Below are 26,409 nucleotides of genomic sequence, written 5' to 3' on the forward strand. Positions count from 1 at the left end.
GATCGGCACCCCGCCGGTCTCGCCAACGGCTCCGGCCAGGTCGGGCGCAACTACATGTTCCATAACAGCCAGGCCGTGCTGGCTCTGTCGCTGACCCCGAACGACACGATGTTCCAGAAGACGCTGGCACTGAACGATTTTTATCTCGGCGCGCCGGATTTCCCATTCCCGATGGGCAATATCCAGATGATCGGCAAGACGGTCGGCGGCATGTACCGCGCCGAGAAGCCGATTCTGACCGCCCCTGGTCCAGCGCGACATCTACATGCAGAGCGACATCCCGCTTGCCGGCTGATCGAGCGGTCAGACGGAAGGCCAGATCACGCGTCTCAAGCTCGTCAAGGGCCAGATGCACGACCGTAGGAAATCGATCTCCTCCAGGCACGTCTGATCAGTGCGCAATGACCGAAAACGTCAGAAAGAGGGCGTCAGAGCCAGCCTGCAACGCGAAAAGGGGCTGCACTTCAATGCGGCTTGGCATTTCAGGGGCAGCCCACCATTCACGCTGAGGAAAGAAGTCTTACACACGCATGCACAAGGTAATGCTGCACGTTCGCGACCTCTCTGCGCTCGTGTCAAAACTGCATCGACGCTCCGACGATCGGCCCGTGCTGTGTCACCTTCCACTGGAAGCTGCCATCACGATAGTCCTGGTGCAGGATGCGGTAGCCCGCCTTCAGCGTCGTCGGCACGCCGAGCAGGGTGGTGCGGTAGCCGAAGGCTGCCTGGCCGTTCAGGCTCACCCGTGAACCGACACCGAAGCCGCCGACATCGGCCTCCAGGGCAAAGTTCCACCGATCGGTGAGATCGTAGGACAGGCGCGCCCCGACGAACGGATCGAGCCAGCTCTCCTTGTTGGAGAGCCCAAAGCTACCCACTCTCACTTTGGTCTCCAAGTCGGTCCAGCGCAAGCCGGCGGTCGGCTCTATGGCAAAGACGCGCGGCGTGCCGAATACGGTGTTCCCGCCGAGCGCGGTCTCGTAGATGCGATAATAGACGCCACCCGAGATGAGGTAGTTCTTCGTCCCTACGCCGAGCGTCAGCCTGGAGATGTGCTTGTCGCTGGCGATTTTGCTGTATTCGCCGTTGATATACGCCCCGAATTTGCCGATCCGGAGGTCAGCGGCGCCCATGACGCCGAACTGCAGTTCCTTCATCGTCTGGCTGAAGGGGACGTCGACACGTGCTCGGGTCCCCCTCAGGGCCGTGTCGCCCTTCAGCGAGGAGGCCCACATGTACGGCGTGATGGTCAGCGACCAGTCGCGCAGCGCGGCCGGCGGCATGGGGCTCGTTTCAACCGCCGGCGGCAGGTCAGCCGCGTGGGTGTCGACTGCCGGGAGGATCGAGGTGGCCGTTCCAATGACGGCGGCGGTCGCAAGAGACCGCAGTATTGATGGCGTAGTCGAAGTCATGATCAAGGCCCAGTGCTGGTGGGTTCAACGGTAGAAATGGGAGCTCACGACCGCTCCCTGCAGTTCCCCGAGAAACGCCGAGGAACGCTGGGGAGCGGTCAACTGACCTATCAGGGCTTTGGGAACGCCAGCGCCGGAGGCGTCATCGCTGGCGTCAGCGGGGCGCTGACGAGACCGTTCGCGTCGAGATCGAAGCTCTTGAGGTCTATGCCGCGCAGGACGGGGTCGCTGTAGGATTTCACATAGTAGACCTTGCTCGCGATGTCTGCGACGGTCGACCACTGGGTATATTCCAAGGGCTCGCTGCCCTGGTTCTTGTCGCGAACCCAGCCTTTCGGGATGTCGAAATTGTTGATGATATGCTCGGCCAGGCGGACGCTTTCAGGCCCTGACGGCTTCTTCTCGATCGACAGTGTGTATCCTAGCGCGCGCAAGAAACGCGAAGGTGGCGTCGGGTCGCCGGGGATTCCGAGCATGCCGGACCCTTGACCGAGCGGCGCGAATGTTTCCGACCCGATCTTCAGCGGTGTCGCGTTGACTGGAGAGAGCTTCAGGTAGTTGCGCAGATTGGTCATGTGCCAGTCGAAGCTCGGCGAGTTGGTCATGACCCCGAGCGGATTGTCATAGACCTTAAGCTTGCCATCAACGGGCTCGATGACCAGCGAATCACCCGTGGCATCGTGCAGGGTGTAGTGCACGGGCGGGACGATCCCCATTTTCTCCTCAACGACATTGACGACGGAGATGTCGGTGAGCGCTGCCTTCACCTCGGCCACCGTTGCGAAGCTAGTCAGTGCCCAGGTCAGGACCTCCCAGGGAGCCAGCGACTTGGCGGGGTCGGACTTGGCTGGATCGGCATAGCCGGCAAAACCGGGGAAATAGAGGATGCCGCCGACGAGACCCTTCTCGTTCATGCCGTCGACAAGCGCGGCTGCGCCCATCGCGTTCATGCCAACGGCTGCGTATTGCCCGGTCCAGCTCATGCCGGGTTTTCCGCCGGTGCCAGTTGCGGTCAGCTTGTAATTGCGCGGGATGACGAGTGCGCTAGACTCCATGTCGAATCCGAATTCCATCGTGCGCGCGTAGACCGCGCTGTTGTCGGTGGTACGAATTAGGAAACTTGTACAGGCTTGAGCAGATTGCGATGCTATAGTTACTGAAGCGACTGTTGATGCTATAATATTACGGATTGTTCTCTGAAGAGACTTATTTGAAATTCTCTTTGAATTGTTCATTTTATATTATCCTCCAAGAATACGATAGATATCTTACAGACAGAGACCTGCTTCAGAACCGATAGGAGAGGCTCGCGGTTGCGCCGTGCTTCGTGATCTCCTTGCCGAACTCGCCGTCATACTGAAAGCGCATGTCGAGTGCTCCGTCTTGATAGAGCTGGACCCCCGCGGTGACGCGCCCGGCGGCTCGCTCGATCAGAGCCTGCAGGGCGAAGCCTTCGCTCGTAAGCGCGCTGTTGAAGTTGCCGTAGCCACGCCAGTTCGTATTGGAGCGCAGGCTTATGCCGGCAGAGAGGAAGCTGCGCAGGACCCGGCCGCCAGAAAGCTCGTCACGCCGGCCGATCTCCAGCGCGGGCGTCAGGATGGCGGCGGAGTAGGCACTGCCGGAGATCGTCAGGCCGAGCCCGCCGGGCTCGTGCTCGGTGAAGGCGCTGCTGCGGGCGTGAACCAGGTCCAGGTTGAGATAAGGCCTCAGATAGAGGTTGTCCGCCTGCAGCGTGTAGGCCGCCCGGGCCCGAATGCCGGCGGTATAGAAAGCACTGTCGGCGCCTGCCAGCCCCATGTAGCCCGGCGCTGCGATCCGACGCTTGAGGTCGTAGTCGCCATAGCTGCCGAACACCGCGCCGGTCAGCAACAGCGGGCCGGATTGATATTTCAGCGTCACGGCGCCCTGCACGCTCGAGCCCGTGCCGGACACGCCGTCGCGGCCGCTGAACGCGTCGGCCTGATAAGCCAGCGAGGCGCCCAGCAGCAGGCCGGGGCGAAGCTCCCCCTGTCCACCGGCCTGCCAGGCGGCCGAATCCATGCTGGCCCTGCCGCGATCGGCATCGCCCCTGAGCCAGGCGCGCTGGCCGCGGGTCGTGACGTAGACGCAGGAGCCCTCGGTCAGGAAGCCCTGGCTGGGATCGCCGCCGAACATCGGGCAGCTCATCGAGGCATCGGCGATGCGCGAGGCATCCGCGGCGGAACGCGCGAACAGCGTCATCATGCTGCGCGGCGAGAGCTGGGCAAGGGAGCGGCTGAACTGCCCGCGATCCGAGCCAGCGCTGGCATCGAGCCCTGCGAAAAGCGGGCCGAGCCCGGCATTGCTCGTGGCGAACACATGTTCCAGAGCGCTGAGCACCGCGCTGTGGTGCTGGGTCAGGCCGAAGCGGGCTCTGTTGAAATGCGTGCCCGTGATGGCGACGTCGTACTGGCCTGGATTTTCCCGCAGAGTGTAGGAGAACAGCGGGCTATCGGGAACCTTGAGCGAGCCCGAGACCCTGCCTTTCACGGTCAGGGCGGGCAGGAAGATGTTGGGCATCGCGCTGACGAGGTTCGGCCGGATGGCACCATCGAGTACCGCGTTGCCGGTCACGACATAGGTGCCGCTGCGCAGGTTGCTGTAGTCGAGATGCGGCGCGATGTGCCCGCTGGCCGTCTGCACGAGATGGCCAGCGATGTAGGAAGCCTCGCCTGGCGTCGCAGCCAGCGTCCCGTCATTGGTGAACAACCCAACGACGTCCGACGATGAGGTCGGTACCGGCTGCTTCCCGCTGTAGGTTCCGTTATTCAGGATAGCGGACCCTGTCACCACGCCATGGTTCGCAACGTTGACGACAGCGTCGGCAATCCCCTTGATCGCCACGCCGGAGGCCGCCTGCACCGCGCCGCCTTTGGCGATGGTCACGCTATTGGTGGTGAGGGTGCCGCCAGAGACGACAATGCCTGCGCCCTGGAGGCCGCCGCCACCGGTGATGTTGCCGCCGCGGTCGACTGCGATCACCACGGGGCTGGCGCCATCACCCGTACTCTGGGCGAAGACGCCAATACTGTTGCGGCCAGTGGTGGTGATGTCGTTCTGGACGGTGACACTGACGGCGCCGCCCCTGCCGGAGTCAAAGCCGGTGTAGCCCGCAAACACCTCGCCCTCATTGGCCACGAACCCGCCGCCGCTACCAACGCTCTGGGCAAAAATGCCGAAGGCGCCGGCGCCCGTGGTTTTGATGCCGGCGGCGGTGACGACGGTGACTTCGCCGCCGATGCCGCCGGACTGCGGCGTCTTGCCATGCCAGACCGAGGTCAGGACAGGCGTCCGGTCATCGGCGTAGTTGGCGATGTAACCGCCGCCCGCGCCGACGCTCTGGGCTACAATGCCGTGGGCGCCCACGCCCTCCGTGGAAATGGAGCCCTGCGGGTTCGACAACTGGATATTGACGGAGCCGCCATGGCCGGTTTGCCCCGTCGAACCCAGTTCGGTCACATTCAGAGTTCCACCTGGAACCAGAGATGCGAAGCCGCCGCCTCCGCCAATGCTCTGGGCGAATACGCCCACGGCGCCAGAGCCGGTCGTGATGATCGTCGGCGCGCTGGTTTTGTCGAGGTTGAGACTAACGTTACCGCCATTGGCCTGGCCGACTTGGCCGCCGCCGCCAACCGAAATGAAACCGGCGCCCATCACGATATCTACGGTATTTTGGGAGGCGTTCTTCGCTGTCGACGAGACCCCGGCGCCAAACACGCCGCCACCGCCGCCAACCGACTGAAGCATGATGGCGTGCGCCGAAGCCCCGTGTGTCGTGATCGACGGGCTGCCTGCCGTGCTGTTGGAAACCGTGACGTTTCCACCCTCGATGAAGCTCGACCCTGCGCCATGGCCCACGTCGACATTGGCGCCGGCCGCAGCGCCCAAGAAGGCCGATGTATATGGGTCCGAGGTTCCATCACTGCCGATGCCCCCGCCGCCGCCAATACTTTGGGCCAGAACGCCGAACGACTGGAAGCCGCTGTTTGACGAAGCTCCGGTCGCGACCGTCGGGATGCCGGTCACGATAGACCCGCCATTCAGATAGGCGTTGACCGTCCCGCCAGAACCCCAGTTGCCGCCCTGCTGCATCGTAGCGCCGCTGGCCTGATAGCCCAAGTGCATGTTGGTGGTAGCGACATACTGGTTCAGATATCGGGTAAGGGCTGGATTGTCCTGGTAGCCGACGATAGCGAAGCCAGCCCGGCCGCCGCCGCCGCCGATGCTCTGGGCCATGATGCCGGCCGAATAGTCGCCGAGGGTGGTGATTTTCCCGGTATTGGTGACCGTTGCAGTGCCGCCGTTTCCTGACGATCCACCTGCAGCCCCGATGCTGACACTCGTGGCCGCGTTCAGTGAGATGAGCGGCAAGGCCGGCAAGGGGGCGCCTACAAGCGCATTCGCTGTTTCACTCTGTGAGCCGCTGGCGGACAGTGGAGCCGCCGCCGAGCCGACATTGCCACCCCCGCCGCCGATCGACTGGACCACGATTGCGGGCGCATCGACGCCAGTCGTGCTGATGGTACCGTAGTTGGTCGCGCTGGCATCACCGCCGGCGCCGCCGGCGCCGCCCTGGGCGCCAAGGGTCATCGACGTATTATAAGCGTTCACGCTCAGGGGAACGTTCAGTCTGTTGACGAACGTCTCGGCCCAGGCCTCGAGTCCGGTGAAGTTGAGACTGCCGCCCGAGCCGACGCCGCCGCCGCCGCCGATCGACTGGACAACCAGGCCTTCTGCCCCCTGACCCGTCGTGCTGATCGAATTATTGCCGTAGACGGTTGCGCTTGCCGCGCCGCCGCCACCACCCGAGCCGCCTGTCGCCCCGACAGTCTTGCTGTGGGTCAGACTGGTGTTCACAGCCCAGTTTTTGACAAGAGCATTGCCGGTTCCGGAGTTGCCGCCGCCGCCGCCAATCGACTGGACCAGTGCGCCGGCGGCTTCTTCGCCCGACGTCGCAATGGAAGCGGCAGCCCCTGTGCCAGCGCTGTCACCGACAGCAATGCTGGCGGAGCCGCCCGCCCCGCCGGAACCGCCCACGCCGCCCGCGCTTGTCGTAATGTCGATGGCATTGTCGGCGGGCGCGTACTGGGTCGTGATGTGCGTCGGCACGCCATAGCCAATCGTCGCGGCGAGCGTCGAGCTGTCACCGCCCTTGCCGCCGCCGCCGCCAATCGACTGGACGATTGCGCCAAGGCTACCGTCGCCGGCGGTCGAAATGGTCGAGCCATTGACGATCGTCACCGTCGCCGCCCCGCCATCGCCACCCGCGCCGCCTGATCCACCCGTGCCGAAAGCGCCGCTGAACGTCACATTCGGGATCGGTGCGTTGCCGGTGGGAAGCGCAACCGCAAAAGAGGCGGCCGCGCCGGCGCCGCCATTGCCGCCGCCCCCGCCGATCGACTGCGCCACCACGCCAAAGGCATCTGTTGCAGGCATCCCGGTCGATGTCAGCCCACCGCCAGTGACGATGCTGGTGTTGGTGACGGTCACCGTCGATGCGCCGCCGTTGCCGCCGCCGCCGCCGGCGCCGCCGACGCTGACGGAGACGGACGCCAGTGCGCCAGCGGACACGGCATAGGCGCCGCCGCCGCTGCCGCCGCCGCCGCCGATCGACTGGGTCAGCAGACCGATAGACGCCGTGCCTGTCGCTTGCAGGGAAAGGTTCGTCGCCGCGATGGTCGCCTGTCCGCCGGCGCCGCCATTGCCGGCGCTGCCGCCAACCGCAGTGGCGACATTCGCGCCTCCGGCCGTGGCGACGCCGCCCATGCCACCGCCGCCGCCAATCGACTGCACCACGACGCCATGAGCGAGCTGGTTTGCGGTGGTGATTCGGCCGCCAAGGCTAACCTCAGCCCAGCCGCCGTTGCCGCCATTCACGCCTGTACCGCCATCGACACCGATCATGCCGCCTGCGTCGCCGCCCATGCCGCCACCGCCGCCAAGCGACTGGACAATCATGCCCTGGGAGTTGGCTCCAGCAGTCTTAACCGAGCCAGAGCTGTTGATGACGATCGTGCCGCCATCCGCGCTCGTCGCAGCCGAACCGCCGTCCGAATAGAACAGGCCCGCAGCGCTTCCGCCGATACCGCCGGCGCCTGACAGGGATTGCGCCAGGATGCCAGGCGCATAGTCGCCGCCGGTGGTGATGGCGCCGGTATGGGTGACCCAAATGGGGCCGGCCTGACCGCCCGCTCCGGCAACGCCGCCAGTGCCACCAACCGAGGACTGTGCAGATCCGCCCGCGCCGCCTCCGCCGGTCAGTGTCTGGGCGAACACACCCATGGCGCCTGTGCCGGTTGTATTGATCTTACCAACCATGCTCAGTGAGATGGCGCTTGTGCTGGTTGTGCCTGTGGCGCCGCCGTCGCCGCCATTTCCGCCGGGCCCTGTCGCGAAGGGGCCAGCGGCGCTGGTTCCGTCACCGCCATTGCCGCTGATACTACGCGCGACAACGCCGACAGCGTTCGTACCCGCAGTGGAAATCGTCGTGCCGCCGCCCATGTACACGGTGACCTCACCAGCATCGCCGCCATGGCGACCGTCGGCTTGAGGGCCGGCCACCTCGGCGTAGTTTGTGCCGTTGCTCCCCGAGCTTCCGGCGATGGAACTCGCCAGCACGCCAAAGGCGTTCGCTCCCGAAGTGGAGATGAGGCCGGACGCATGCGTAAAATCGACATTCACGGTCCCTGAAGACCCGCCATAACCGCCTGCAAAGCCAACGCCGTTCCCTTGGGATCCGGCAAAGCCGCCGCTGGCGCCGGCCGACATGGCCGGAACGCCGATCGCGTTGTCACCCGTCACCGTGATGTTGACAGGACCGCTAGCCGTGACGGCGATATTGCCGCCGGCGCCGCCGTTGCCGCCGCCGACGCCGTCATCGCCAATTTGAGGCGCGCCATTGCCTCCGGCGCCGCCGGTGCTGCTGGCGAACACGCCCGGGGCATTGCTTGTGGATATATTGACGCCGGTAGAACTCCCTGTGAGGCCGACCGCTACCCCCGATGGCGAACCGCCATCGCCTCCGGTAATTTGCACTCCGTCGCCGCCTGTTTCACTTCCCCCGGCGGTGGAAGAAAGGGTCTGATCGGTATAGTTGTAGACAACGGGATCACTCGCAGACACCGATACGGAGGCGGACTGGGCCAGCGCCAACGGCGACACGGGCCGGGGATAATAATAGGGTGAAATGCCCGGTTCGGTCGAGAAATTATAATAATAAAGACCGCTCAACGTCGCGCTATTCAGAAGATTTTGGGGCGCCTGGGAGCTTTGGGCAAAAGAAATGCTCGCGCCGAGTCCCGGAAATACAGTAAAAACAAACGATATAATCAGGGGCCTTGAAATGAAATGCACCGGAAACGCTCCATTTATGTGGGCGCGCCTCATTGCGCCTGAAAATTTAAAAACTAACTTTGGGACAGAGCCGCGCCTGTTCGGCGCCTGCGATCCTGAGCGAAGCGCCGTTCAAGGCGCGGCCGTGATCACTCGCCAGAGCCAGTCAGTGGGAAATTCCGCGAAGGCCTGGAAGCCCATTGCTGTTCGTCGGTTTGCGAAACAGCGAAGGAACTCATCGGAGCGTAGCTCGACGTGAGTGGAATGATATTCGGCGTGGCACTCAGGGTGTCGGTCGCGTTCAACATTATAGTTTGAGCGGATGCGACACCACCTCCAAAATCAGGTTGAACAACGGCGATGCTCGATGCGATTGGAGATTTGGCGACATCGGTCATGCGTGGTTCCCATTTCAACGATCTGTCCGGAAGCGCAGCTGAATTGTGCAGGGGCGATCGATAGCCATCGCCTCCCGCACCAGCCGCCGCCCATCCGCCACGGCGATTTCAGAAACGCGCCGTGCCACCGACGTGGGGAAAGGTGTCCACGTACCGGAACTAATCCAACGAGAAACTAGGGCGCCAAATTTGCACTCGCTTAACCCTTGAGGGTTAGGCGTGCCTGCTCCGGGACGACGTTGTGCAACGGGGAGCTGATCGCGTGGCGAGCGCCTGTGAAACGACCGATGAGCTGATCGACTTCATCTACGCAATTCTACTCGGTGAAGCGTCGTGGCAGCAATTTCTGAACACGCTGGCGGCAGGCATACCGAATGGGAAAGTCGTGATGGTCTTGCATGGCATAACTAATCCCGTGGAAGGCTATGTCCCGATTAACGCAGGTTTTGATGACGATGCCATCGAAGCATACAATGCTCACTACGTCGGTTTAAACGTATGGCAGCCGCCCTTGGCGAGACAAAAAACCGGCATAGGTGTTATCGATAACGAGCTGTTTCCGGCCGAGGAACTAATCAAGAGCGAGTTTTTCAACGACTACCTGATACCGAACGAAATACAGGCGATGGCTTGCGCTAAGATCGGTGGCGATAAACGCTATTCATTTTCAATTGCCACTTTGAGCGCTCGGGCCGATATCGAGCTCAAAAAAAACATGGCCGACCGACTTACCGGCCTCGGCCCGCATCTGAAGCGCGCGCTCGATTACCATAGGAGAGGGCCTTACGACCGCGCTGCGACTGAACTAGGATCCGCCTTGTTCAACGCCATCGACATCGGCTTTATCGTGGTCGGCGATGGCGCGCGCGTCAAAACCATCTCGGCTGCCGGCCAGGCCATGTTGGCCGAAAATTCGCCCGTCCGTATTTCTCCCATGGGCCGATTTGGTTTCCGGGATGCGCAACAGCAGGCCGTTCTGAACGGGATGCTGGAAAGAAGATACGCAGGGCCAAAGGCCATCAGCCTTTTCTCGCACGGAACGAAGCTGACATTGATCCGAGTGGAGAAAGATAGCGTCTCGCTTTACTTCGAAGGCCCAACCGTCATCGTGCTGATGGAACGGCTAGGCGGTGGCGCGACCGCGTTCGATCCGCAGCTCGTTTCCCTCGTATATGGCCTGACCAAAGCGGAAACGCGCGCCGTCTCCGGGATCGCGGCCGGGAAGTCCGTTGACGAGATTTCGCAAGAAGCATCCCTCTCGCGGGAGACGATCCGTGCCCAGATGAAGAGCCTTTACGCGAAAACCGGTGCGTCCAGCGAGGCCGACATATTGAGGTTATTGAGGTTCCGTCCTGCGCCCTGAAAACATGCAAGGCTGGCACCGTGAGGCTTGGTGTGATGCTGCCCCGATTTGCCGCCCGTTTTGCCGTACGATGTGTGCCCTGCCCTGGTTTCTCATCCGGGCAGCCGTCAGCCGATGTAGCTGCTGAGATCGCCCCCGATGCTGGGCCGGCCTGCTGGCCGCTTCCACGGGCAAATCGGTCACGGCGGGCTGCTTGCCGGTAGCCGATTGTGCTCTCTCGCCAAGCCCCCACTCGCCTGGCCAGCGCGCAGACACATGAGCAGTGGGCGTTGAGCCATTTCACCCGGAACTTGCCGTTGAATGACTCGATGCAGGCGTTATCGGCACGTTTTAGTCGGTGTCGCTGTTCCTCGTAGCTGTCGAAGCCGCGAACGTCGGCCGGGCCTCGGGGCAACCGGGAGCACCCACGTGCGAGCAGGCCATCCCGCAGACACGAACCGCGAGTTCGAAGGTCGTTATCTGGCCGCCCCTGCGACTAGGCGTTCAGTCCCGGCATTTGATGATTGACTCGAGCGTGAATCGTTCCGGTTGCGGCCTCGGAACGCGTCGGCGCCCTGACAATACTGGTTGAGGAGGGCGCGATGGCGTCCGGGCCTGTCGTTCCGGCGATCTGCCGAGCTGCATTGGCATTCGCTGACGGCAATTATGTAGATTGTGTTCAGATCCTCGAGCCTATGGCGGGCGAGGTCGCGCGGATCGGCGGTAGCGGTGCGCAGCGCGAGGTCATCGAGGACACCCTGTTGGTCGCTTTGATGCGCAGTGGCGAGGCCACGAAGGCGGGAGCCTTGCTCGACGCAAGGCTGCATCGCCGCCCTTCTCCGCGGGACACTCTTTGGAAGACTCAGATCGCAGCATGGCGACGATGACAGCTACCGCCAAAAAACGGGGAACTAAGGACGGTTCGCCGTGACGTCGGGCTGCAGTGAGACGCGTTTCACTATCCCCATGCCAGTCCGACCTGACAGCAGGCCATAGAAAAGGCCCCCAGATTTCTCCGGAGGCCTCATGGTCAGCGAGCGCTAAAGTCAGATGATCGGCGGCGTCATGCGGCCGGAGGCGGTTGCCTGACGATCGTAGGGATCAGCGTTTGCATCGAACCGCGACCAGCCCTCCTGACGGTACTGAGCCGTCCGCGCATTGCGATCGATCAGTGTCGCACCATCCAAGATGGCTTCCACGGTGGCCTCGTGCTCCGGCTCGGTCCGGACAGAGACGACTGAACCGCCACGGCGAACGGTCTCGGCGTAGTAATTCGCCTCTTCCTCGTCGTGGCCTTCCTTCACGAAAGAGCCGACTAGGCCACCGGCGGCGGCACCAGCGACCGCGCCAGCCGCTGTAGCGGCAAGCCAGCCGGCAGCAACGACCGGGCCGACGCCTGGAATGGCGAGCATGCCCAAGCCAGCGAGCAAGCCGGCGGCGCCACCGACGCCAGCGCCGATGCCAGCGCCTTCGGCGGCGTTGGTCTCGTCGGTGTCGTCGTTACGGCCGACGACGCTGATAGCGCTGCTGGAAACGCCTGCCTCTTCGAGCTGCTCCACGACGGAGCTGGCGGTTTCGTAGTTGTTATAAGAACGGGTGATGGTGCGGGTCATGCTTGTCTCCAAAGGTCGGCGTGCGAGGGGTATCGATCAGTTGCGGGTGATGTTGCCGCGGTAATCGACGGAGACGTTGACCTTAGCGCCGACGTTGGTCGCCACACCCTTCCAGACGCCATTGTCGTCCTTCTTCAGGCCGGTGACGTTGGTGTAGCCGTTAGCTTCAAGGCGGCTCTTGGCTTGACCCTCGGTGAAGCTATTGGCGCCGGGAAGCGGCGCGTTCTTGTCGGCGTCTGCATTCGGGGCGGGCGTGGGAGCCGTCGTCGACGTTTGAGCCATGGCCCCGAACGATGTCGCGGACGCGATCAGAGTGGCGACCAGCAGCTTCTTCATGTGATGTCTCCGGAGAGGTTGCGGACTATGCCGCGACGCACAATCAAACGGCGTCCAGCCCGCTAAAGTTCCATTTCAAATCACGACCGCGTGAGTGGAACAGCGATGCCCCGAGCCCGTTATCCGGGCATTCCTTTCCATCGGGAGACGCGCCATGGCCACCACCAAAGCCCTCGACGACCTGTTCCACGACATGCTGAAGGACGTCTATTACGCCGAGAAGCAGATCCTGAAGGCCCTGCCGAAGATGGCGAAGGCGGCCAAGTCACCCGAGCTGAAGAAGGCCTTCGAGACCCACAAGGCGGAAACCGAGGGGCACGTCGAGCGCCTCAGCGACGTCTTCGATGCGATTGGCAAGGCACCCCGCGGCAAGACCTGCGACGCCATCCTTGGCATCCTGGAGGAAGGCAAGGCGGTCATGGAGGACTACGCCGACAGTCCTGCCCTGGACGCCGGCCTGGTCGCCTCCGCGCAGGCGGTCGAGCACTATGAGATGACCCGTTACGGTACCCTGAAGTCATGGGCGAAGCAGCTGGGCCATAAGGAGGCCGTGACGTTGCTTGACGCCACGCTCGCCGAGGAGACCAAGACGGACGAGCTGCTGACCAAGATAAGTGGGTCGACGAACTCCGCAGCCGTCGCTAAGGCCGCCTGATCACGCGGCATCAGGAAGGCCCGTCGAGCGCAGCTCGACGGGCCTTTTTGTATCGGAGCCAGGATCGCAATGACCAAGACAACCATCCTGCGCCGCTGGGTATCCCGTATCCGGACCGAGGACCGGGCCGCCTACACCGACTACGTTAAGCGCACCGGCGTCAGCGATTACGCCGCCATCACCGGCAACCTGGGTTTCCAGATGCTGCTGCGGGATCTCGGCGATGGCACCACCGAGGTCATCACGCTGTCATGGTGGACGTCGATCGAGGCGATCAAAGCGTTCGCCGGCAAGGACCACAGGAAGGCTCGCTACTATCCCGAGGACGACCGGTACCTGCTGGAGAAGCCGGACTTGGTTGAGCATTCCGACGTTATTATCGAGGGATGACGCCATCGCCGCGGGCCTGCGCGGCCTGTGTCAGCGCAAGAGATTCGCGGCTCGTTCGATTCCCAGCGACCATCCCGGTCGGCCGCAGTTCGCCTTGTTCAGCTAACCTAAAGCTTGCAATGACAAAGGCTTTGTCGGTCGTTGAGGACGACAGCCATCCGCCCCGCAAAAGCGCGGGATTTAGCGTCTCGCTATCGGGCGAGCTTCCCGAGAAAACAACGAACGGGATGCCCTTGATCAAAACGGCGCCGTGCGACCTCGTCATAGGGACCATCGAGCAGGTTCAACGTAACGAAGCCGCTAGTGTACCACTCTCAACAGGGGCTGCGAGCTGGCTGGACATAAGGTTTCGGCGCACTGATCAGCGACTGGGGCGACCTTGGTCCCTATCTATGTGCTAACAGACAGATGCACTGTCTTTGTCTGGAGGGTGACGCGATTGCTCTTCCGACTATTCCACGGCGGCGGGCTGAGGCGTCGCCGTGGATCTTTCGACGCCATGTGACAGTGGACGCTGGTGCGCAAAGGCCGCCCCAGCTTCGGCCGCTTAGATGAAGCGCGGTCGACCGGTAACAAGACGTTCACTGCGTGGTCTGGACCCGAACAACTCTAACGGGTTCGCTCGCCCGGCAGCCAAAGGTCGACGCGGGCGGAGCCTCAGAACTTGACCGCCAATACGCCCTTAAAGGTGTGGTCTTGTACATTTTCGGCGAGTTGGCCGGTATAGGACACGCCCAGTGTCGCAGTCCTCGAGATCGCGAGATCCAGGCCGGCCTCGACAAGCGCGGCGTTCTTCTCGATCGGGATGCCGGCGACGCTGAATCGGCTGCTGCCTGAGAACGCGAGTGTTGCTGCCGGGTCGACATCCCCGAAGGCATGGCGCCAGGCGAGCGCGCCGCGCAGGGTCAGGTCCATGCTCCGGACAGCGACGTTCGTCGACGCACGCAGGCCCAGCGTCAAGTAGCCGATGCTGGTATCGTCGCCGCGGGCGGTGAGCGCCGCGGTGCCGACGGTCTCTCGGAAGCCGTCGGTCTGCAGGTTGACATAAGCCAGGCCGGCGAAGGGCTCGAACGCCGCCCGGCCGAGATCGATGCGGTAGCCGAGTTCGCCGAAGACCTGCGCCGTGCCTGCGCTGTAATCGGCGCGCGGGTTGTCTCCGAAGCCGGCGAAAGCCACCGTGCGACGGGTTTCAACGTCGTGCCAAGTGTAGCTGGCACCGGTGCGCACACCGAATGCGCCCCATTGCCCACCGCCATAGACACCGAGATGGTAGTTATCGCTCTCGCCCGAGGAGAGACGACCACTCGCCTTGAACGCGCTGTGGCTGTAGCCGGCGAGCAGGCCGACGCGGATGCTGTCGAACAGCGCCATGTCGGCGCCGACCATGAGCCCGCCGGTCGAGCTCGTCAGCCTGCCGGTATTGACGTCGCCATCCGTCCGGCCCCAGGAGCCATGGCCCTGGCCCCAGACCGCGAAGCGATCCGAGCCGGGGCGCGGCATCGGGCCGGTCGCCGAAGGGGCGAGATCGGCGGAGAAGCCATAGCTCAGAGTCGCCATCGGCGCGGCGCCGACCGAGCCGAAAGCCGAGCGCAGCCGGTCGACCGCGGCCGAGCGCACCGCACCGCTCTCCTCGGCCAACACCGTCTTAGCCGAGGCATGGACCTCGCCCGAGAGCAGGTCGAACGCCGCGCGGGCCGAGGCCGCGTCCAGCATCAGCAGGCTGTTGTAGAGCGCCAGCGTCCCGCCGGCCTGCGGCAGCGAGTTCAGCGCCAGCGCGGTGGAGAACTGGGTCGGCGTCTGCGCCACCGTCTGGAACACGGCCGGCGGCGGCGTGCCGGGCCCGGGCACGCCCCCGGGCGGCGTGCCCGGATCGCCGCCAGGGGGCGTGCCCGGATCGCTCTCCTTGACCTGGATGACGAGGTCGACCTGGTTCGGCTGTTGGTCGACGGTGAGAGCGAGGAAGGCCGAGCGCGAGTCGACGCCGGCCACGGAGCCGGTGACGCCTCCGGCCGCGGTGATGATCGTGTAGCGCTGGCCGTCGATATAGCTCGTCTGCGGGTCGAGCGCGGTGACGCCGACCCGGCTGCCGGTCACCGTGGCCGAGCCCGTGACCGCGATCCGGTCGGAGGCGCCGCTCCCGGCGATCTCGACCTCGTAGGTCGAACCCGGCGCCAGCAGGAGGTTGCCGCTGACGCTGAGCGTGCCGATCGAGTTGCCCGGCGCGATGATGGCGCCGGACTGGACCATCGTGGCGCCGACCGTGCCGGTCCCGCCGAGCGTCGCGCCGTTCAGTACGGTCACGGCGGAATTCGCGAGCGAGGCGTCGACCGAGAGCGTGCCGCCCTCGACTGAGGTCGCGCCGGTGAAGGCGGAGGAATCGCCGGTCAGGCTCAGCTGGCCCGAGCCGGTCTTGCGGATACTGCCCGATCCCGACAACAGGCCGGCATAGGTCGCGGCGGTCACCTGGTCGAAGGTCAGCGACGCCCCGGCCGCGATCGCCGTATTGCCGCCGAAACGCTCGGCCGCGGCGACCAGCCCGCCGGCTGAAATCGTCCAGTCGACCGCCGAAGGACCGGCCAGTGTCACCGTGCCCGGTCCGGTCTTTGTCGCCGTGCCGTCGCCGGAGATCGTGCCGCCATATGTCCCGTCGAAGGCCTGATCGAACGTAACGCTGCGGCTGCCCGCGCCGCCGGCGAAGCGCACGTTTCCGGCGAGGCTGTTGGTGTCGGCCTTCAGCGCTCCGGTCACGACCGACCAGTCCTGACTGCCGGTCCCTGTCAGCGTCCAGGTGCTTGCGCCGGTCTTCTCGTAGGTGTCGAAGCCGCGATACTGCTGCATCGCGCCGATCTGCGACGCGTCGAACGTGCCGTCGGTCGCCCCGCCGAGAACCAGCGTGTTGGCGGCGCCGCCCGACACCACGACATTGCCATTGATGGTCGAGCCGGAGAGCAATTCCAGGCGGTTGCCGCTGCCGAACAACGAAATGGCGTTGGAGCGTACCGCGCTCCTGCTGTCCACGCCGCCATTGATCGTTCCGGAGTTGACGACGGAAATATTGCCGCTCGCCGCACCGACGATGGCCACCCCGCCCACGCCGATCGGATTGTCTCCGGCGGGGGTGGCGCCACCCACACCGCCTTCGATCGTGCCCGCATTGGTCAGGCTTGCCGCCTGCCCGTCCAGGAATTGCACGCCCGCGCCGCCGTGGCCCGCCGGGAAGAACGTGCCCGCTTGCCTCAGGCTGCCGCCCTGCCCGCCGGAGATCGTGCCCGTCGCGGCATTTTCGACGCTGCCGCCCCAGGCGACCAGGCCTATGCCGCCCCGGCCGCCCCCGGTAACGCCATAGCCTCCCGTGCCGCCCGCGATCGTCGCCTGGTTGGCGATCGTCCCGAGATTGCTGAGGGCGGCCGCGCCGCCATCGCCACCGGAGTTGGCCAACAGGGCAACGCCGCCGCCATTCCCGCCCCGGATGGCGCCGGTCTGATTGACCAACGCGCCACCGTTGTAGAGAAAAAGCCCCGCGCCGCCGGCACCGCCCGTCGAGCCCGCATTGCCGCCAACTCCGCCGGCAATGGTGCTGCCGGTGACCGTCACCACGCCTCCGTCGAGCAGGACCAGCCCCGCGCCTCCGCCGCCGCCGCTTCCGGCTATGCCGCCACCTGCAACGCCGCCGCCACCGGCACCGCCGGTCACATCGAAGGCGCCGGTCGTCACATTGACGGCCGTGCCCGTCAGCACCAACCCGCCGCTGCCACCGCCGCCGCCACCGCCCCCGCCAAGCCCGCCAGAGCCGTCGCCGCCGATCGATCCGAGATAGGCGGTGCCCAGCGAAAGGAAGCCGATCGTGGAGTCGACATTGCCACCGCCGCCAGCGCCGCCAGCGCCGCCGAACAAGCTGTTACTGCCGCCACCGCCGCCGCCGCCTCCACCCGCCGCAAGATCGTTCGGGGTTCCAGCCAGCCCACCTGTGCCGCCTCTTGTGGCGTGGCCCCCGGCAGCACCATTCAGAGCCGATCCCCCTGGCGCCAGTGCTCCGGAACCGCCCACGCCGCCTAGTCCACGGCCAGCGCCCTCTCCGCTACCCCCGCGGCCACCGCCGCCGCCGGCGATTCCGCCCGATGTTCCACCACCGCTTTGCGTTATTTGCTGGGCTTGTGCCATCGGCGCGGCGGCCATGCCGAGCGCGAGCACAAGTGCTGCAACCGAAACCGAACCGCGCGCCGGCACGAGGCAAGATGACCTGAGGGAGCGTGTTTCGCACGACGTAGGCATAGGCAAACCTCGATAGCTCGGCCCATCGCTTCGCGCGACGATCCAAATGCACACCTGTCGGGATCCGATGCTCCGCGCCGCAGAGCCCTGAATCCCGACAGCTGCAATCAATCCGCCAATATAGCCCCGCTCAATTCGCCGACTATGCGGTTTCGGCATGAACGGCCGGGGCGGTCCAGGCTACCTAGCCGATTGTCCTTCGCAGCGTAGCCAATGGGCGCTCGCCGAAGCGCAGGTGATACGCCCGGGCGAAACGCCCGAGTTCCCAGAAGCCGTACTGCATCGCGATACCGGTCACCTGGGTCGTGGCGGGGTCGGACGCCAGCAGCCTGTGGTGGACCTGATCGAGGCGCCGCTCGCGGGCATATTGGAAAGCGCTCTGCCCAAGAAACTCCTGGCAGGCGAGGTTGAGCGTCCTTTCGGCCACGCCGACCGCGGCGCACAGGTCGGGGACCGACAGCGTATCCTCCGGACGCTCCCGCAGCACCGTCTCGAAGCGCGCGACGATCTGGCGATGGCGACCTAGCGCGGCGCGGTCCCGCCGCGCCAGCCCCTGCGTGAGGCACGCGAGTAGCGCCTCCAGGAGCGTACCGGCAAACGCCCGAGCCGGCTCCGGAGCCTCGAGCATCCAGGGTGTGGTCCGCGCCAAGCGTGACAGGTCGGACATCAGCGAGACGAGCCGCGTCAGCGCGGCCTCGGGCACGTGGAACATCCGGTCGTCATCCAGCGGCACGTCGCTGCCGATCCCCGTCACCTGCGGAGCGGAGGTAGCGAGCACATCGAAAGGCACCATAAGAATGCCGAACGCCCAGGGCTGTCCTGGTGGAGAGCGCGTGACGGTACGGTCGTTGGGCCGGCAGTGGAAGATGTGGGAGCCTCCCAGCAGATGCCCCGAGATATGGCGCGACAGGTAGGGCTCGGTGGGGAACATGAAGATGTGCGCATTGGGGATGCCCGCGCTCTGGGGAATCCCCCGACTGAACTTGCCGGCTCCAGCGTTGATCGCGCCAAGCGCCGCGCGAGCCAGCATGCCATTGAAGCTCGGGAGTTTGCGTCCCCGGGGATGTGGTCCCGTCGCGCCGGGGTCGATGCCGTTGATCGCAGTTGCCATGGCTTCGGGATCGGAAAACGTCCCGAAATAGGCGCGCGGCGCAATAGCGCCCGTCATATCGGCCATGCTGAAGCCTTCTCCGCCACCACCAAAGTGGGCCTCTGGCGACATCCGTGCCAGAGATCTCGCGCTGCGTCAGCCCACCTGATGCTGTATTGCTTGCCGGGGCGGCCGCAGGCCCAACCCCGTCGCTTGCGCGTCGAGGCGGGCTCGCGCCAGAAGCAGAAGTTGACTGCGCCGGTGGGCTCAACGGGTGAACGCAACACGCTACTTTTCCTTCGGAGATGGAGCGTGGGTGATGAAGCAGCCGCGGCGAATCTATTATTCGGCGGCCCACGGGCTGAGATTTGGGATCGTTGGAAGGCCGGCGAGTCGATGAGTTCGATCGGACGGCGTTTCGATCGAGAGTCCTCCTCGGTGTTTTCGGTTCTTTCTCCGACCGGCGGCATCCGGCCTCCAGACCGGACGCGGGCGTCGCGCGCCCTCAGTCTGAGCGAGCGGGAGGAAATCTCCCGAGGGCTCAGCATCCGCTGCTCGCTGCGAGGGATCGCTCGGCTGCTGGGGCGATCGCCATCAACGATCAGTCGCGAGGTTCTGCGCAATGGCGGGCCGGAACGGTATCGCGCGACAGGCTCCGATCAGGCGGCCTGGGACCGGGCGTTGCGTCCAAAACGCTGCAAGCTGGCTTGCCGACCTGCCCTGGCCCGGACAGTATCGGGCAAGCTGCGGCGGAACTGGTCGCCCGAGCAGGTCGCCGGTTGGCTCAAGCGCGCTTGGCCCGGGGAGCCGCACAATCAGGTGTCGCACGAAACCATCTATCGCAGCCTGTTCACCCAGGCGCGAGGCGTGCTGAAGAAGGAGCTTCTGAACCACATCAGGGCCCGACGAACGATCCGGCGCTCAAGGCACGCCACCCTGAAACGGAACGGCCTCGGCCAGATCAAGGATGCGGTCTCCATCAGTGAACGGCCCGCATCCGTCGAGGATCGCGCCGTGCCGGGCCATTGGGAAGGCGACCTGATCGGCGGGGTCCCGGAACAGCTACGTCGCCACGCTGGTCGCGCGTCACTCGCGCTACGTGATGCTTGTCAAGATCGCCAACAAGGACACCGAGAGCGTCGTCTCCGCCCTGATCAAACAGTCCCGGAAACTGCCCGGCGAACTCTATCAGTCCCTGACCTGGGATCGGGGCGAGGAACTCGCCGATCACAAGCGCCTGGCTCTCGCCTCGAACGTCGAGGTTTACTTCTGCGATCCCAGGTCACCCTGGCAACGCGGCTCCAACGAAAACACCAATCGGCTGCTGCGCAGTATCTGCCTCACGGAACCGACCTATCCCTGCAATGTCAAGCCAAGCTCAGCGCCATCGCCCGACAGCTCAACGAACGGCCAAGAAAAACCTTGCTCTTTCGAACCGCAGCGGAGACGTTCGCCGAGTGTGTTGCATCGATCAGTTGAGACCACCTCCGTTTCAAGACGATCGATGCTGAAACAGGGACGAACCCATCAGCAAAGTTTTCAACGGCAGCTGAGCCACCCGCCGCAGCGCCGGATGTGCCTAAGACTGCGGTCGAGCCTCCAGTGAGGAGCAAAGGCCTCACACGAAAGTCACCACTACAGTCGAAGAGGCCGGCAGCAGCAGGATTGTTTCGCGACGAGATCGGCTGATCTGTAGATGATTGCGGCCGGATTCGTTCTACGAATCCGGCCCTCTTCACGATGCCGGACGGATTTCTTCGGTCCACACTCTGAAGCCCGTAAGCGTATTTGGTCCGAAGGTTGTGGCTATGGCGACATCAGCCGCGTCGCGGCCGCGCGCGATCAACACCCGACCAATGCGCGGCACGTTATTTCGCGGATCGAACATTTGCCATCCGCCGTCGAGATAGGCCTCGAATGACGCAGCGAAATCACCCGGCGGCCACGGTGTCGGCGTGCCGACGTCACCGAGATAGCAGGTGCAATACCGGGCAGGGATGTTCAGCGCCCGGCAGAAGGCGATGGCCAAATGGGCATAGTCGCGGCAGACCCCGCGCCCCTCGCGGTAGGCCTCTGTAGCTGTGCGGGTCACGCTCGCATCATTGTAGTCAAAGGCGATGCGCTGATGCACAAAATCGCAGATCGCCTGGACGCGCGGCCCGCCTGGCAGCGAATCTCCGAAGAGCTTCCAGGCCAGCTCAAGCAAGCGGTCGCTATCGCAGAACCGGCTTGCTAGCAGGAACACAATGCATTCTTCGGGCAGCTCTTCGACCGGTATCTGTCCGACGCTGCGATCGAATGCTTCAGGTTGGCCGCTGTCAGAAATCACGGCGTCAGCGGAGATGCGCATTACCCCCTGCGGCGCCAACAGCCTGCTGCACCAGTTGCCGAAGCTGTCACGATAGGCGTTGATCGGCACCGATGGCTCGATCCGCATGTAGTCGGGTGTTTCGAGGTCCGAAAACCGGCTGAAGTGCACGTTCAGCATCAGAATTAAAGGAGTGGCTTGCGGAAAGTCGTAGTCGAGCTCGTAGCCGATCCGGAGTTTCACGCGATTCTTTCTGCACGGCCAGCCGCGCTTATGGGATGACGGGCCTGTGGGCCCGATTTGCACTATGCGCTCAATCTCGCGAATGTGTCATCGGCCCGACGAGGCTCTCGAACTCGTCGCTAGGCGGTACGGTAACGGTTAAGTGTCGTGAACCTTTCGATCAGGCGGCCTGCGTTGCTCAGCAAGCGGTGATACTGACTTTGTCCAGAACAGCCTCTCCGCTTTTGATACCGGCTGGAACGCCCAAAGTTCATTGCGATGCAACCCCAACTCGGTTCCTCGCAACAATCCGGACATTGCCAGCCAGTTTCACAACGTTTCAGCACTTGCTCAACCACGCTCCAGAGGGTTTGCCAATGCGGATGCTACTGCCGCCGCGGCTTCATCGGCGGCTATCTCGTCGTCGGCAATTTCCTGTGCACCTTTCGCCCTGAAGTCGAGCGAGGCCCGATAGACCTCGGTCCCGTACTCGTCCTCAACTTTAGCAGAGAAAGCCGCGTGCGACCCATTGGGCAACTTCTCCCTAACGACATCAGCCAAGCTGAGCTGGGCGTCATCGGTTACAGCTTTTTCGCTCTCAAACTCGACATCGTTCTCGCTGACATCACCATCGACCACGGTGGTGACTTTGAAGGTGCGCATCGGCAGCTCCTGGGCCTACCGCTTCAACCCCACGTGATGAAGGTAGTTCCGACGAGAAGGCCCCGCTAGCCGATGCGCAATCAGGCCAACTGGAATTGCTGGTATCGCGGACATGCCGGATGCCGCGCGGCTGGAAAGCACGACAGTTTCACGATACCCTAACTCGCTTGCTGCTCAATAGCAGGCTTCAAACCTTCTTGGATCGATATAATCGTGATGTGCGCGAGAACACGCCGCATTCTGCAAAAATTGGCGCCACTTTTGGTAGGCCTAAATACTTCTCTTGTATTTATTTGAAATTGCGCGCCCGATGTATCTGGCGCTGCCTTTTCTGCGCTTTTCAAGCGGAAAGGGCATTGCAATGGACCGCACAAGACGAAGTGGACATAATCCGATCACTGAGATGCTGAACCGGATCTCGGCGGGGCAGCCAATCGACCGCTCCAAAACGACGTACAAGAACGCGCCATCTCAGATCGACGATTCTTCGACGTTGGCCGCGAAGCACAAAAAGCGTGCTCCCGTTCAACCGGAGCCTAAAAACTGAGGTCCGCGATCTTCTGACTTGCGTAACAAGCTGCATTCTGAGCTTGGGCTTTGGACGGCACACTAGCGACTTGAGCGCACGACACGGATTGTCTGGCTGGGAACGATCGCAACCCGGTGACGCTGGTTTGCCTGCCTCTTTGTTAATCGCCCCTCTGGAAATCAACGGGTCGACCAACGAAAGCTCATCTGATGGCGTCGTGGTTTACAGCGTGGCTCAACAAAAGGCCTGCCGAAAGCAGCGATAGCGCAGGTCCTTCCGCTCCCAACCACTGGTTTAGCGGAGAAGCCGCTGCGCAACTCGTAGAGAAGATGGTCTCGGAGGAAATCGAAAACATTGCTGCCGCGTGTGATGATGTCGGCTATTATTCTGAAATCCGAGCTGAAGCGTTCGCGTCGTTTCAGCGAATTACAATGGCCCTCCGCGCTATCGATAAGAATAGGCTCGCCGCAGAGAGGCAGGATCTTCCGCTTTCAATGTAGCGCCGACAGCTAGCGATGCGTGTCCACGCGTTGAGAGCGACGGTCTGATGGGTAGGCGCCGAACATCGGCGAAAGGCCCGGACTGAACGCGGGGATCGAAATTACCGCAGCGCCAAAATCCAAGGCAGCGAGCCTGCAAGCCGCTGTGCAATATTCGGAGGCCTCACCCTCCGATCAACACAGCGGCTCGCTCTTAGCGCATAAATTGGAACGAAGGCCGCCCTGATTTGCCGATCAGTGAGACGGCCGATATGGCGCGCAGCCAGCCACCGAACAGCTCCTGGGTCAGTGGCAGCGTCTGCTTTCTACTAGTGCATGCGGGGCCACCGCCTATCGATCTCTGCGACCGAAGCCGGCTGTTGCCGGCTTCGGCTAAGGTTCACAAACATCGGGCGTTGTCGCGACGAAATGCGCCATTTGCTGACATTGGCTGCCTGCCCGAAACCGGACGTCATAGCGCCAGCTCACTTTCCTTGATGTTGGCGATCGGGCCGAGGATCACCGGATCGAAGTCGTTGAGCGGTCGTCCTTCGGTGAGCCGGTTTGGCAGGTCTGGTGAGGCGAGCGCGCCGCGGCCCAGCGTGACGATATCGGTCCCCGCGGCAGCGAGTTCGCTCGCGCGCTCGGCATCGTGCAGGCTGCCATTGGCAAGGATCACCGCCTTGGGCGCATGCTTTTTGGCGAGCGCCGCCAGGGTCGGGCCGGTTTCGCCGAAGGCCGGCTTCCAGGCCTCGAACTCGGTGACGTGGATGAAGTCTGCGCCGGCATCGGCCAGGCTCCCGAAGACGATCTCGGCATCGGCCTCGCCGCCCTTCCACTTGTGGTGGAAGTCGTTGACCTTGCCCTGGGAAATGCGGACGCCGAGCGCGGTGGTCGCTCCGATCTTGGCGCGCACTTCGCGGAACACCGCCAGCGTCACCTCGAGCCTCGCCCGCACGTCGCCGCCCCAGCGGTCCTCGCGTGCGTTGGTGTAGTCGGTCAGGAACTGGTCGAGCAGATAGCCGTTTGCGCCGTGGATCTCGATGGCGTCGAAGCCGGCGATCTCCCGGGCACGCTCCGCGGCGGTGCCGAAGCCGGCGATGGCCTCGGCGATCTGCTCGTCGCTGATCGCCGCTGGCACGGCATAGGCATCCTTGCCGTAGTAGAAGGTCATCTGCCTGCCCTTGGGCTGGATCGTCGAGGGGCCCACTGTTCCATCCCGGAAACGGTTGCCCTGGCTGATGGCGCCGGCATGCATGATCTGGGCGACGGCGAGCGCGCCATGAGCCTTGATCGCCGAGACGACCTGCTTCCAAGCGCGGGCCTGCGCATCGTCGGCGATGCCGGGCTGGTGGATGTAGCCCTGGGAAAAGGCCTGGTCGGTGTAGATGCCCTCGGTGATCACCGTACCGAAGCCACCGCGCGCGAAGCGCTCGTAGTAGCGGGCCATGACCTCGGTGGCTCGGCCGTCCTCGGTTGCATTGACGCGGGTCATCGGGGCGACGCCGAAGCGATTCTTGGCAACGGCTCCGTTTATATCGAACGATGTGAAGAGATGGTTTGTCATGATGAGCTCCGGGGCGTGTGCCGTCCGGCGCCTGGCGCGGTCTTTCGGCAACACGGCTATTGGTGTTGCGCTGAAAATAGCGATGCCAGCTTGGAACTGTAGCTGCGCTGGTCGGGAAGCAGTTTATCGCCTATCGTTAGAATATGGATCTCGACGACATTGCGCTATTTCGAGCGATCGCGGCGGCCGGCAGCCTGTCGGCGGCGGGCCGGCTCACCGGGTTGGCGCCAATGGCGGTCAGCCGCCGCCTCGCCGTGCTTGAGAGCCAGGTCGGGGTCAGGCTGTTCCACCGCACGACGCGGGCGCTGGCACTTACTGCAGAGGGCGAGGCCTTCCTGCCCTACGCGGCCGAGCTCATCGAGACGCAGAACGAGGCCATGGCCTTGCTTTCGATCGAGGGGGGCCTGCGCGGCACGCTGCGAGTCACGGCGCCCAATGTGATCGGCCATTCGATCGTGGCGCCTGCGGCCGCGCGGCTGATGCTCGACCACCCTGCCTTGCGTGTAGATCTGTCCCTCACCGACAGCGTCGTCGATATCGCTGCGGGCGGCTTTGACCTCGCCGTACGCGTCGCGCCGCTGCAGCCCTCGGAGCTGATCGCGACGCGTCTGGCTGACAACCCGCGCATCGTCTGCGCCGCACCGGACTATCTCGCGCGCTTCGGTCGGCCCACGAACACCAAGTTTCTGGCCGAACATTCCTGCCTACTCCTGCAGGGCATGGACCACTGGCCTTTCATGGTGGCCGGCGAGCTGCAACGCTTACCCGTCCACGGCCGTTTCACGGCGAATACTGTCGATGCCGTGCGGTCCGCCTGTCTCGATGGGGCAGGTATCGCGATGATGACCTATTGGGACGTCTGGGACCTCATCGCGAAGGGCCAGCTTGAGGCAATCGAACTGGAGGACGTCGCAGCGGACCAACTCGGCATCTGGGCGGTCGTGCCAACGCGGCGACACCTTCCGCCTAGGGTTGGCGCTTTGACGTCCGCCCTGCGGAGGGCTTTCACCGTTCGCCGTTAGCGGATAGCGCCGATACCGTTGAAAAAGTAGGCCATTGTAGCGCAGCCGCCGGGTGGCGGATTTGGCCGATCAAGGCTCTCCCTCTTATGCGGGCCCGATCTGCGGCCCGTTTGGCAGAAGCTTGGCGAGCTTCCTGAGGTTCTGGGCTGCTGCGGCGAGATGGAACTCGTCTCTGGCGCCGTTCGGTCCGCGTAGTCGCAGCCGGTCGAGCCTCAGGATGCGCTTGAGATGGGCGAAGAGCATCTCGACCTTCTTTTGCTCTCGCCGCGAGACGACATAGGCGTCGGTCTGCGCGATGTCCCTGGCCATGTCGCGGGCGCCCTCGTGGATCGAGCGCAGGATTTTGCGGGCCGGCGTGTTGGGGCAGCACTGCGGCTTCAGCGAGCAGGCGTCGCAGGCAAATTTGCTGGCGTGGTAGCGCATCAGGCCGTTCTCATCGACGAGCGGGCGTTCGGTTCGATAGACCTTCTGGCGCTGCCTCAGCTCCTTCCCGCCCGGGCAGACATAGAGATCGCGGTCGTGGTCGTAGGCAAAGTCGGAGCGACTGAAGGTGCCGTCGCTGCGCTGGRATTTATCGAAGACCGGGATATGCGGTTCGATCCCGCGCTCGTGCACCAGCCAGGCGAGGTTCTCGGCCGAGCCGTAGGCGCTATCGGCGGCRAGCCGGGCCGGCCAGAGGCCGAAGCGCTCCTGCGTCCGGTCAAGCATGGTTCGGGCCGAGCCGACCTCGGCCTGCCGGATGGCACGGCTGGCCTCGACAT

At 63.9% G+C, this 26,409-nt stretch carries 17 protein-coding genes and 3 pseudogenes; 8 read left to right on the top strand and 12 right to left on the bottom strand.

The features are described 5' to 3' along the window. Positions 1–363, top strand: a pseudogene (locus tag ASE63_RS04295) (hypothetical protein); the annotation flags it as partial. A 212-nt stretch (positions 364–575) separates the two neighbouring features. Here the strand turns inward: ASE63_RS04295 and ASE63_RS04300 are convergent. The 4 genes from ASE63_RS04300 to ASE63_RS27065 all read right to left on the bottom strand — a co-directional run bounded on the left by ASE63_RS04300 (position 576) and on the right by ASE63_RS27065 (position 9,160). After that, entirely contained in the window at positions 576–1,418 is an 843-nt protein-coding gene (locus ASE63_RS04300) for a hypothetical protein (protein WP_156410186.1), read from the bottom strand. 104 nt (positions 1,419–1,522) lie between these two features. Then, entirely contained in the window at positions 1,523–2,647 is a 1,125-nt protein-coding gene (locus tag ASE63_RS04310) for a choloylglycine hydrolase family protein (protein ID WP_056797143.1), read from the bottom strand. Between the two features lie 52 nt (positions 2,648–2,699). Continuing rightward, complete coding sequence (locus ASE63_RS04315) at positions 2,700–8,783, bottom strand: autotransporter outer membrane beta-barrel domain-containing protein (protein ID WP_156410187.1); 6,084 nt, start codon at positions 8,781–8,783, stop codon at positions 2,700–2,702. A 128-nt stretch (positions 8,784–8,911) separates the two neighbouring features. Next, entirely contained in the window at positions 8,912–9,160 is a 249-nt protein-coding gene (locus ASE63_RS27065; protein ID WP_156410188.1) for a hypothetical protein, read from the bottom strand. A gap of 262 nt (positions 9,161–9,422) precedes the next feature. Here ASE63_RS27065 and ASE63_RS04320 point away from each other — a divergent pair, with 262 nt between their 5' ends. After that, positions 9,423–10,523: a helix-turn-helix transcriptional regulator gene (locus ASE63_RS04320; protein WP_056797150.1), complete on the top strand. Its 1,101-nt coding sequence runs from the start codon at positions 9,423–9,425 to the stop codon at positions 10,521–10,523. A gap of 539 nt (positions 10,524–11,062) precedes the next feature. Continuing rightward, a pseudogene (locus ASE63_RS28220) lies at positions 11,063–11,389 on the top strand (tetratricopeptide repeat protein); the annotation flags it as partial. 159 nt (positions 11,390–11,548) lie between these two features. Here the strand turns inward: ASE63_RS28220 and ASE63_RS04330 are convergent. Next, the gene (locus tag ASE63_RS04330; RefSeq protein WP_056797155.1) at positions 11,549–12,115 is read right to left on the bottom strand and encodes a general stress protein; all 567 of its coding nucleotides are present in this window, start codon (positions 12,113–12,115) and stop codon (positions 11,549–11,551) included. A gap of 36 nt (positions 12,116–12,151) precedes the next feature. After that, a complete protein-coding gene (locus ASE63_RS04335) occupies positions 12,152–12,451 on the bottom strand; it encodes a hypothetical protein (RefSeq protein WP_056797158.1) in 300 nt (99 codons plus the stop codon). 154 nt (positions 12,452–12,605) lie between these two features. Between ASE63_RS04335 and ASE63_RS04340 the strand changes: the two genes are divergently transcribed. Then, entirely contained in the window at positions 12,606–13,106 is a 501-nt protein-coding gene (locus ASE63_RS04340; RefSeq protein ID WP_056797161.1) for a ferritin-like domain-containing protein, read from the top strand. A gap of 69 nt (positions 13,107–13,175) precedes the next feature. Next, the gene (locus ASE63_RS04345; RefSeq protein WP_056797164.1) at positions 13,176–13,496 is read left to right on the top strand and encodes an antibiotic biosynthesis monooxygenase; all 321 of its coding nucleotides are present in this window, start codon (positions 13,176–13,178) and stop codon (positions 13,494–13,496) included. Positions 13,497–14,153: 657 nt separating this feature from the next. Here the strand turns inward: ASE63_RS04345 and ASE63_RS04350 are convergent. After that, complete coding sequence (locus ASE63_RS04350; protein ID WP_056797169.1) at positions 14,154–17,390, bottom strand: autotransporter domain-containing protein; 3,237 nt, start codon at positions 17,388–17,390, stop codon at positions 14,154–14,156. Positions 17,391–17,952: 562 nt separating this feature from the next. Further along, positions 17,953–18,945: an AraC family transcriptional regulator gene (locus ASE63_RS04355; protein WP_162261716.1), complete on the bottom strand. Its 993-nt coding sequence runs from the start codon at positions 18,943–18,945 to the stop codon at positions 17,953–17,955. Between the two features lie 232 nt (positions 18,946–19,177). Between ASE63_RS04355 and ASE63_RS26380 the strand changes: the two are divergent. After that, positions 19,178–20,337, top strand: a pseudogene (locus ASE63_RS26380) (IS30 family transposase). A gap of 256 nt (positions 20,338–20,593) precedes the next feature. On the opposite strand, the gene ASE63_RS04360 reads toward ASE63_RS26380, so the two are convergent. Both ASE63_RS04360 and ASE63_RS04365 read right to left on the bottom strand, forming a co-directional pair. Next, the gene (locus tag ASE63_RS04360; RefSeq protein ID WP_056797176.1) at positions 20,594–21,409 is read right to left on the bottom strand and encodes a transglutaminase family protein; all 816 of its coding nucleotides are present in this window, start codon (positions 21,407–21,409) and stop codon (positions 20,594–20,596) included. A gap of 330 nt (positions 21,410–21,739) precedes the next feature. Beyond that, a complete protein-coding gene (locus ASE63_RS04365) occupies positions 21,740–22,051 on the bottom strand; it encodes a hypothetical protein (RefSeq protein WP_056797179.1) in 312 nt (103 codons plus the stop codon). Positions 22,052–22,361: 310 nt separating this feature from the next. On the opposite strand from ASE63_RS04365, the gene ASE63_RS27070 reads away from it, so the two are divergent. Continuing rightward, positions 22,362–22,598 (top strand): hypothetical protein, encoded by a 237-nt coding sequence (locus ASE63_RS27070; protein WP_156410189.1) that lies wholly within the window; start codon positions 22,362–22,364, stop codon positions 22,596–22,598. A gap of 933 nt (positions 22,599–23,531) precedes the next feature. On the opposite strand, the gene ASE63_RS04370 is transcribed toward ASE63_RS27070, so the two are convergent. Next, positions 23,532–24,626, bottom strand: coding sequence for an NADH:flavin oxidoreductase (locus ASE63_RS04370; RefSeq protein ID WP_056797652.1), 1,095 nt, complete (start codon positions 24,624–24,626; stop codon positions 23,532–23,534). A 143-nt stretch (positions 24,627–24,769) separates the two neighbouring features. Between ASE63_RS04370 and ASE63_RS04375 the strand changes: the two genes are divergently transcribed. Beyond that, positions 24,770–25,648, top strand: a complete 879-nt coding sequence (locus tag ASE63_RS04375) for a LysR family transcriptional regulator (protein WP_056797184.1) — start codon at positions 24,770–24,772, stop codon at positions 25,646–25,648. An 84-nt stretch (positions 25,649–25,732) separates the two neighbouring features. Here the strand turns inward: ASE63_RS04375 and ASE63_RS04380 are convergent. Continuing rightward, a partial coding sequence (locus ASE63_RS04380) for a transposase (RefSeq protein WP_156410202.1) occupies positions 25,733–26,409 on the bottom strand: 677 nt, incomplete at its 5' end.

The organism is Allobosea sp. Root381, assembly GCF_001429395.1.
Lineage (GTDB): Bacteria > Pseudomonadota > Alphaproteobacteria > Rhizobiales > Beijerinckiaceae > Allobosea.

Coding starts and splice junctions, on each gene's coding strand:
- ASE63_RS27070 (WP_156410189.1), top strand. CDS start 22,362: ATGTATCTGGCGCTGCCTTTTCTGCGCTTTTCAAGCGGAAAGGGCATT.
- ASE63_RS04345 (WP_056797164.1), top strand. CDS start 13,176: ATGACCAAGACAACCATCCTGCGCCGCTGGGTATCCCGTATCCGGACC.
- ASE63_RS04370 (WP_056797652.1), bottom strand. CDS start 24,626: ATGACAAACCATCTCTTCACATCGTTCGATATAAACGGAGCCGTTGCC.
- ASE63_RS04375 (WP_056797184.1), top strand. CDS start 24,770: ATGGATCTCGACGACATTGCGCTATTTCGAGCGATCGCGGCGGCCGGC.
- ASE63_RS04310 (WP_056797143.1), bottom strand. CDS start 2,647: ATGAACAATTCAAAGAGAATTTCAAATAAGTCTCTTCAGAGAACAATC.
- ASE63_RS27065 (WP_156410188.1), bottom strand. CDS start 9,160: ATGACCGATGTCGCCAAATCTCCAATCGCATCGAGCATCGCCGTTGTT.
- ASE63_RS04330 (WP_056797155.1), bottom strand. CDS start 12,115: ATGACCCGCACCATCACCCGTTCTTATAACAACTACGAAACCGCCAGC.
- ASE63_RS04340 (WP_056797161.1), top strand. CDS start 12,606: ATGGCCACCACCAAAGCCCTCGACGACCTGTTCCACGACATGCTGAAG.
- ASE63_RS04355 (WP_162261716.1), bottom strand. CDS start 18,945: ATGGCCGATATGACGGGCGCTATTGCGCCGCGCGCCTATTTCGGGACG.
- ASE63_RS04365 (WP_056797179.1), bottom strand. CDS start 22,051: ATGCGCACCTTCAAAGTCACCACCGTGGTCGATGGTGATGTCAGCGAG.
- ASE63_RS04335 (WP_056797158.1), bottom strand. CDS start 12,451: ATGAAGAAGCTGCTGGTCGCCACTCTGATCGCGTCCGCGACATCGTTC.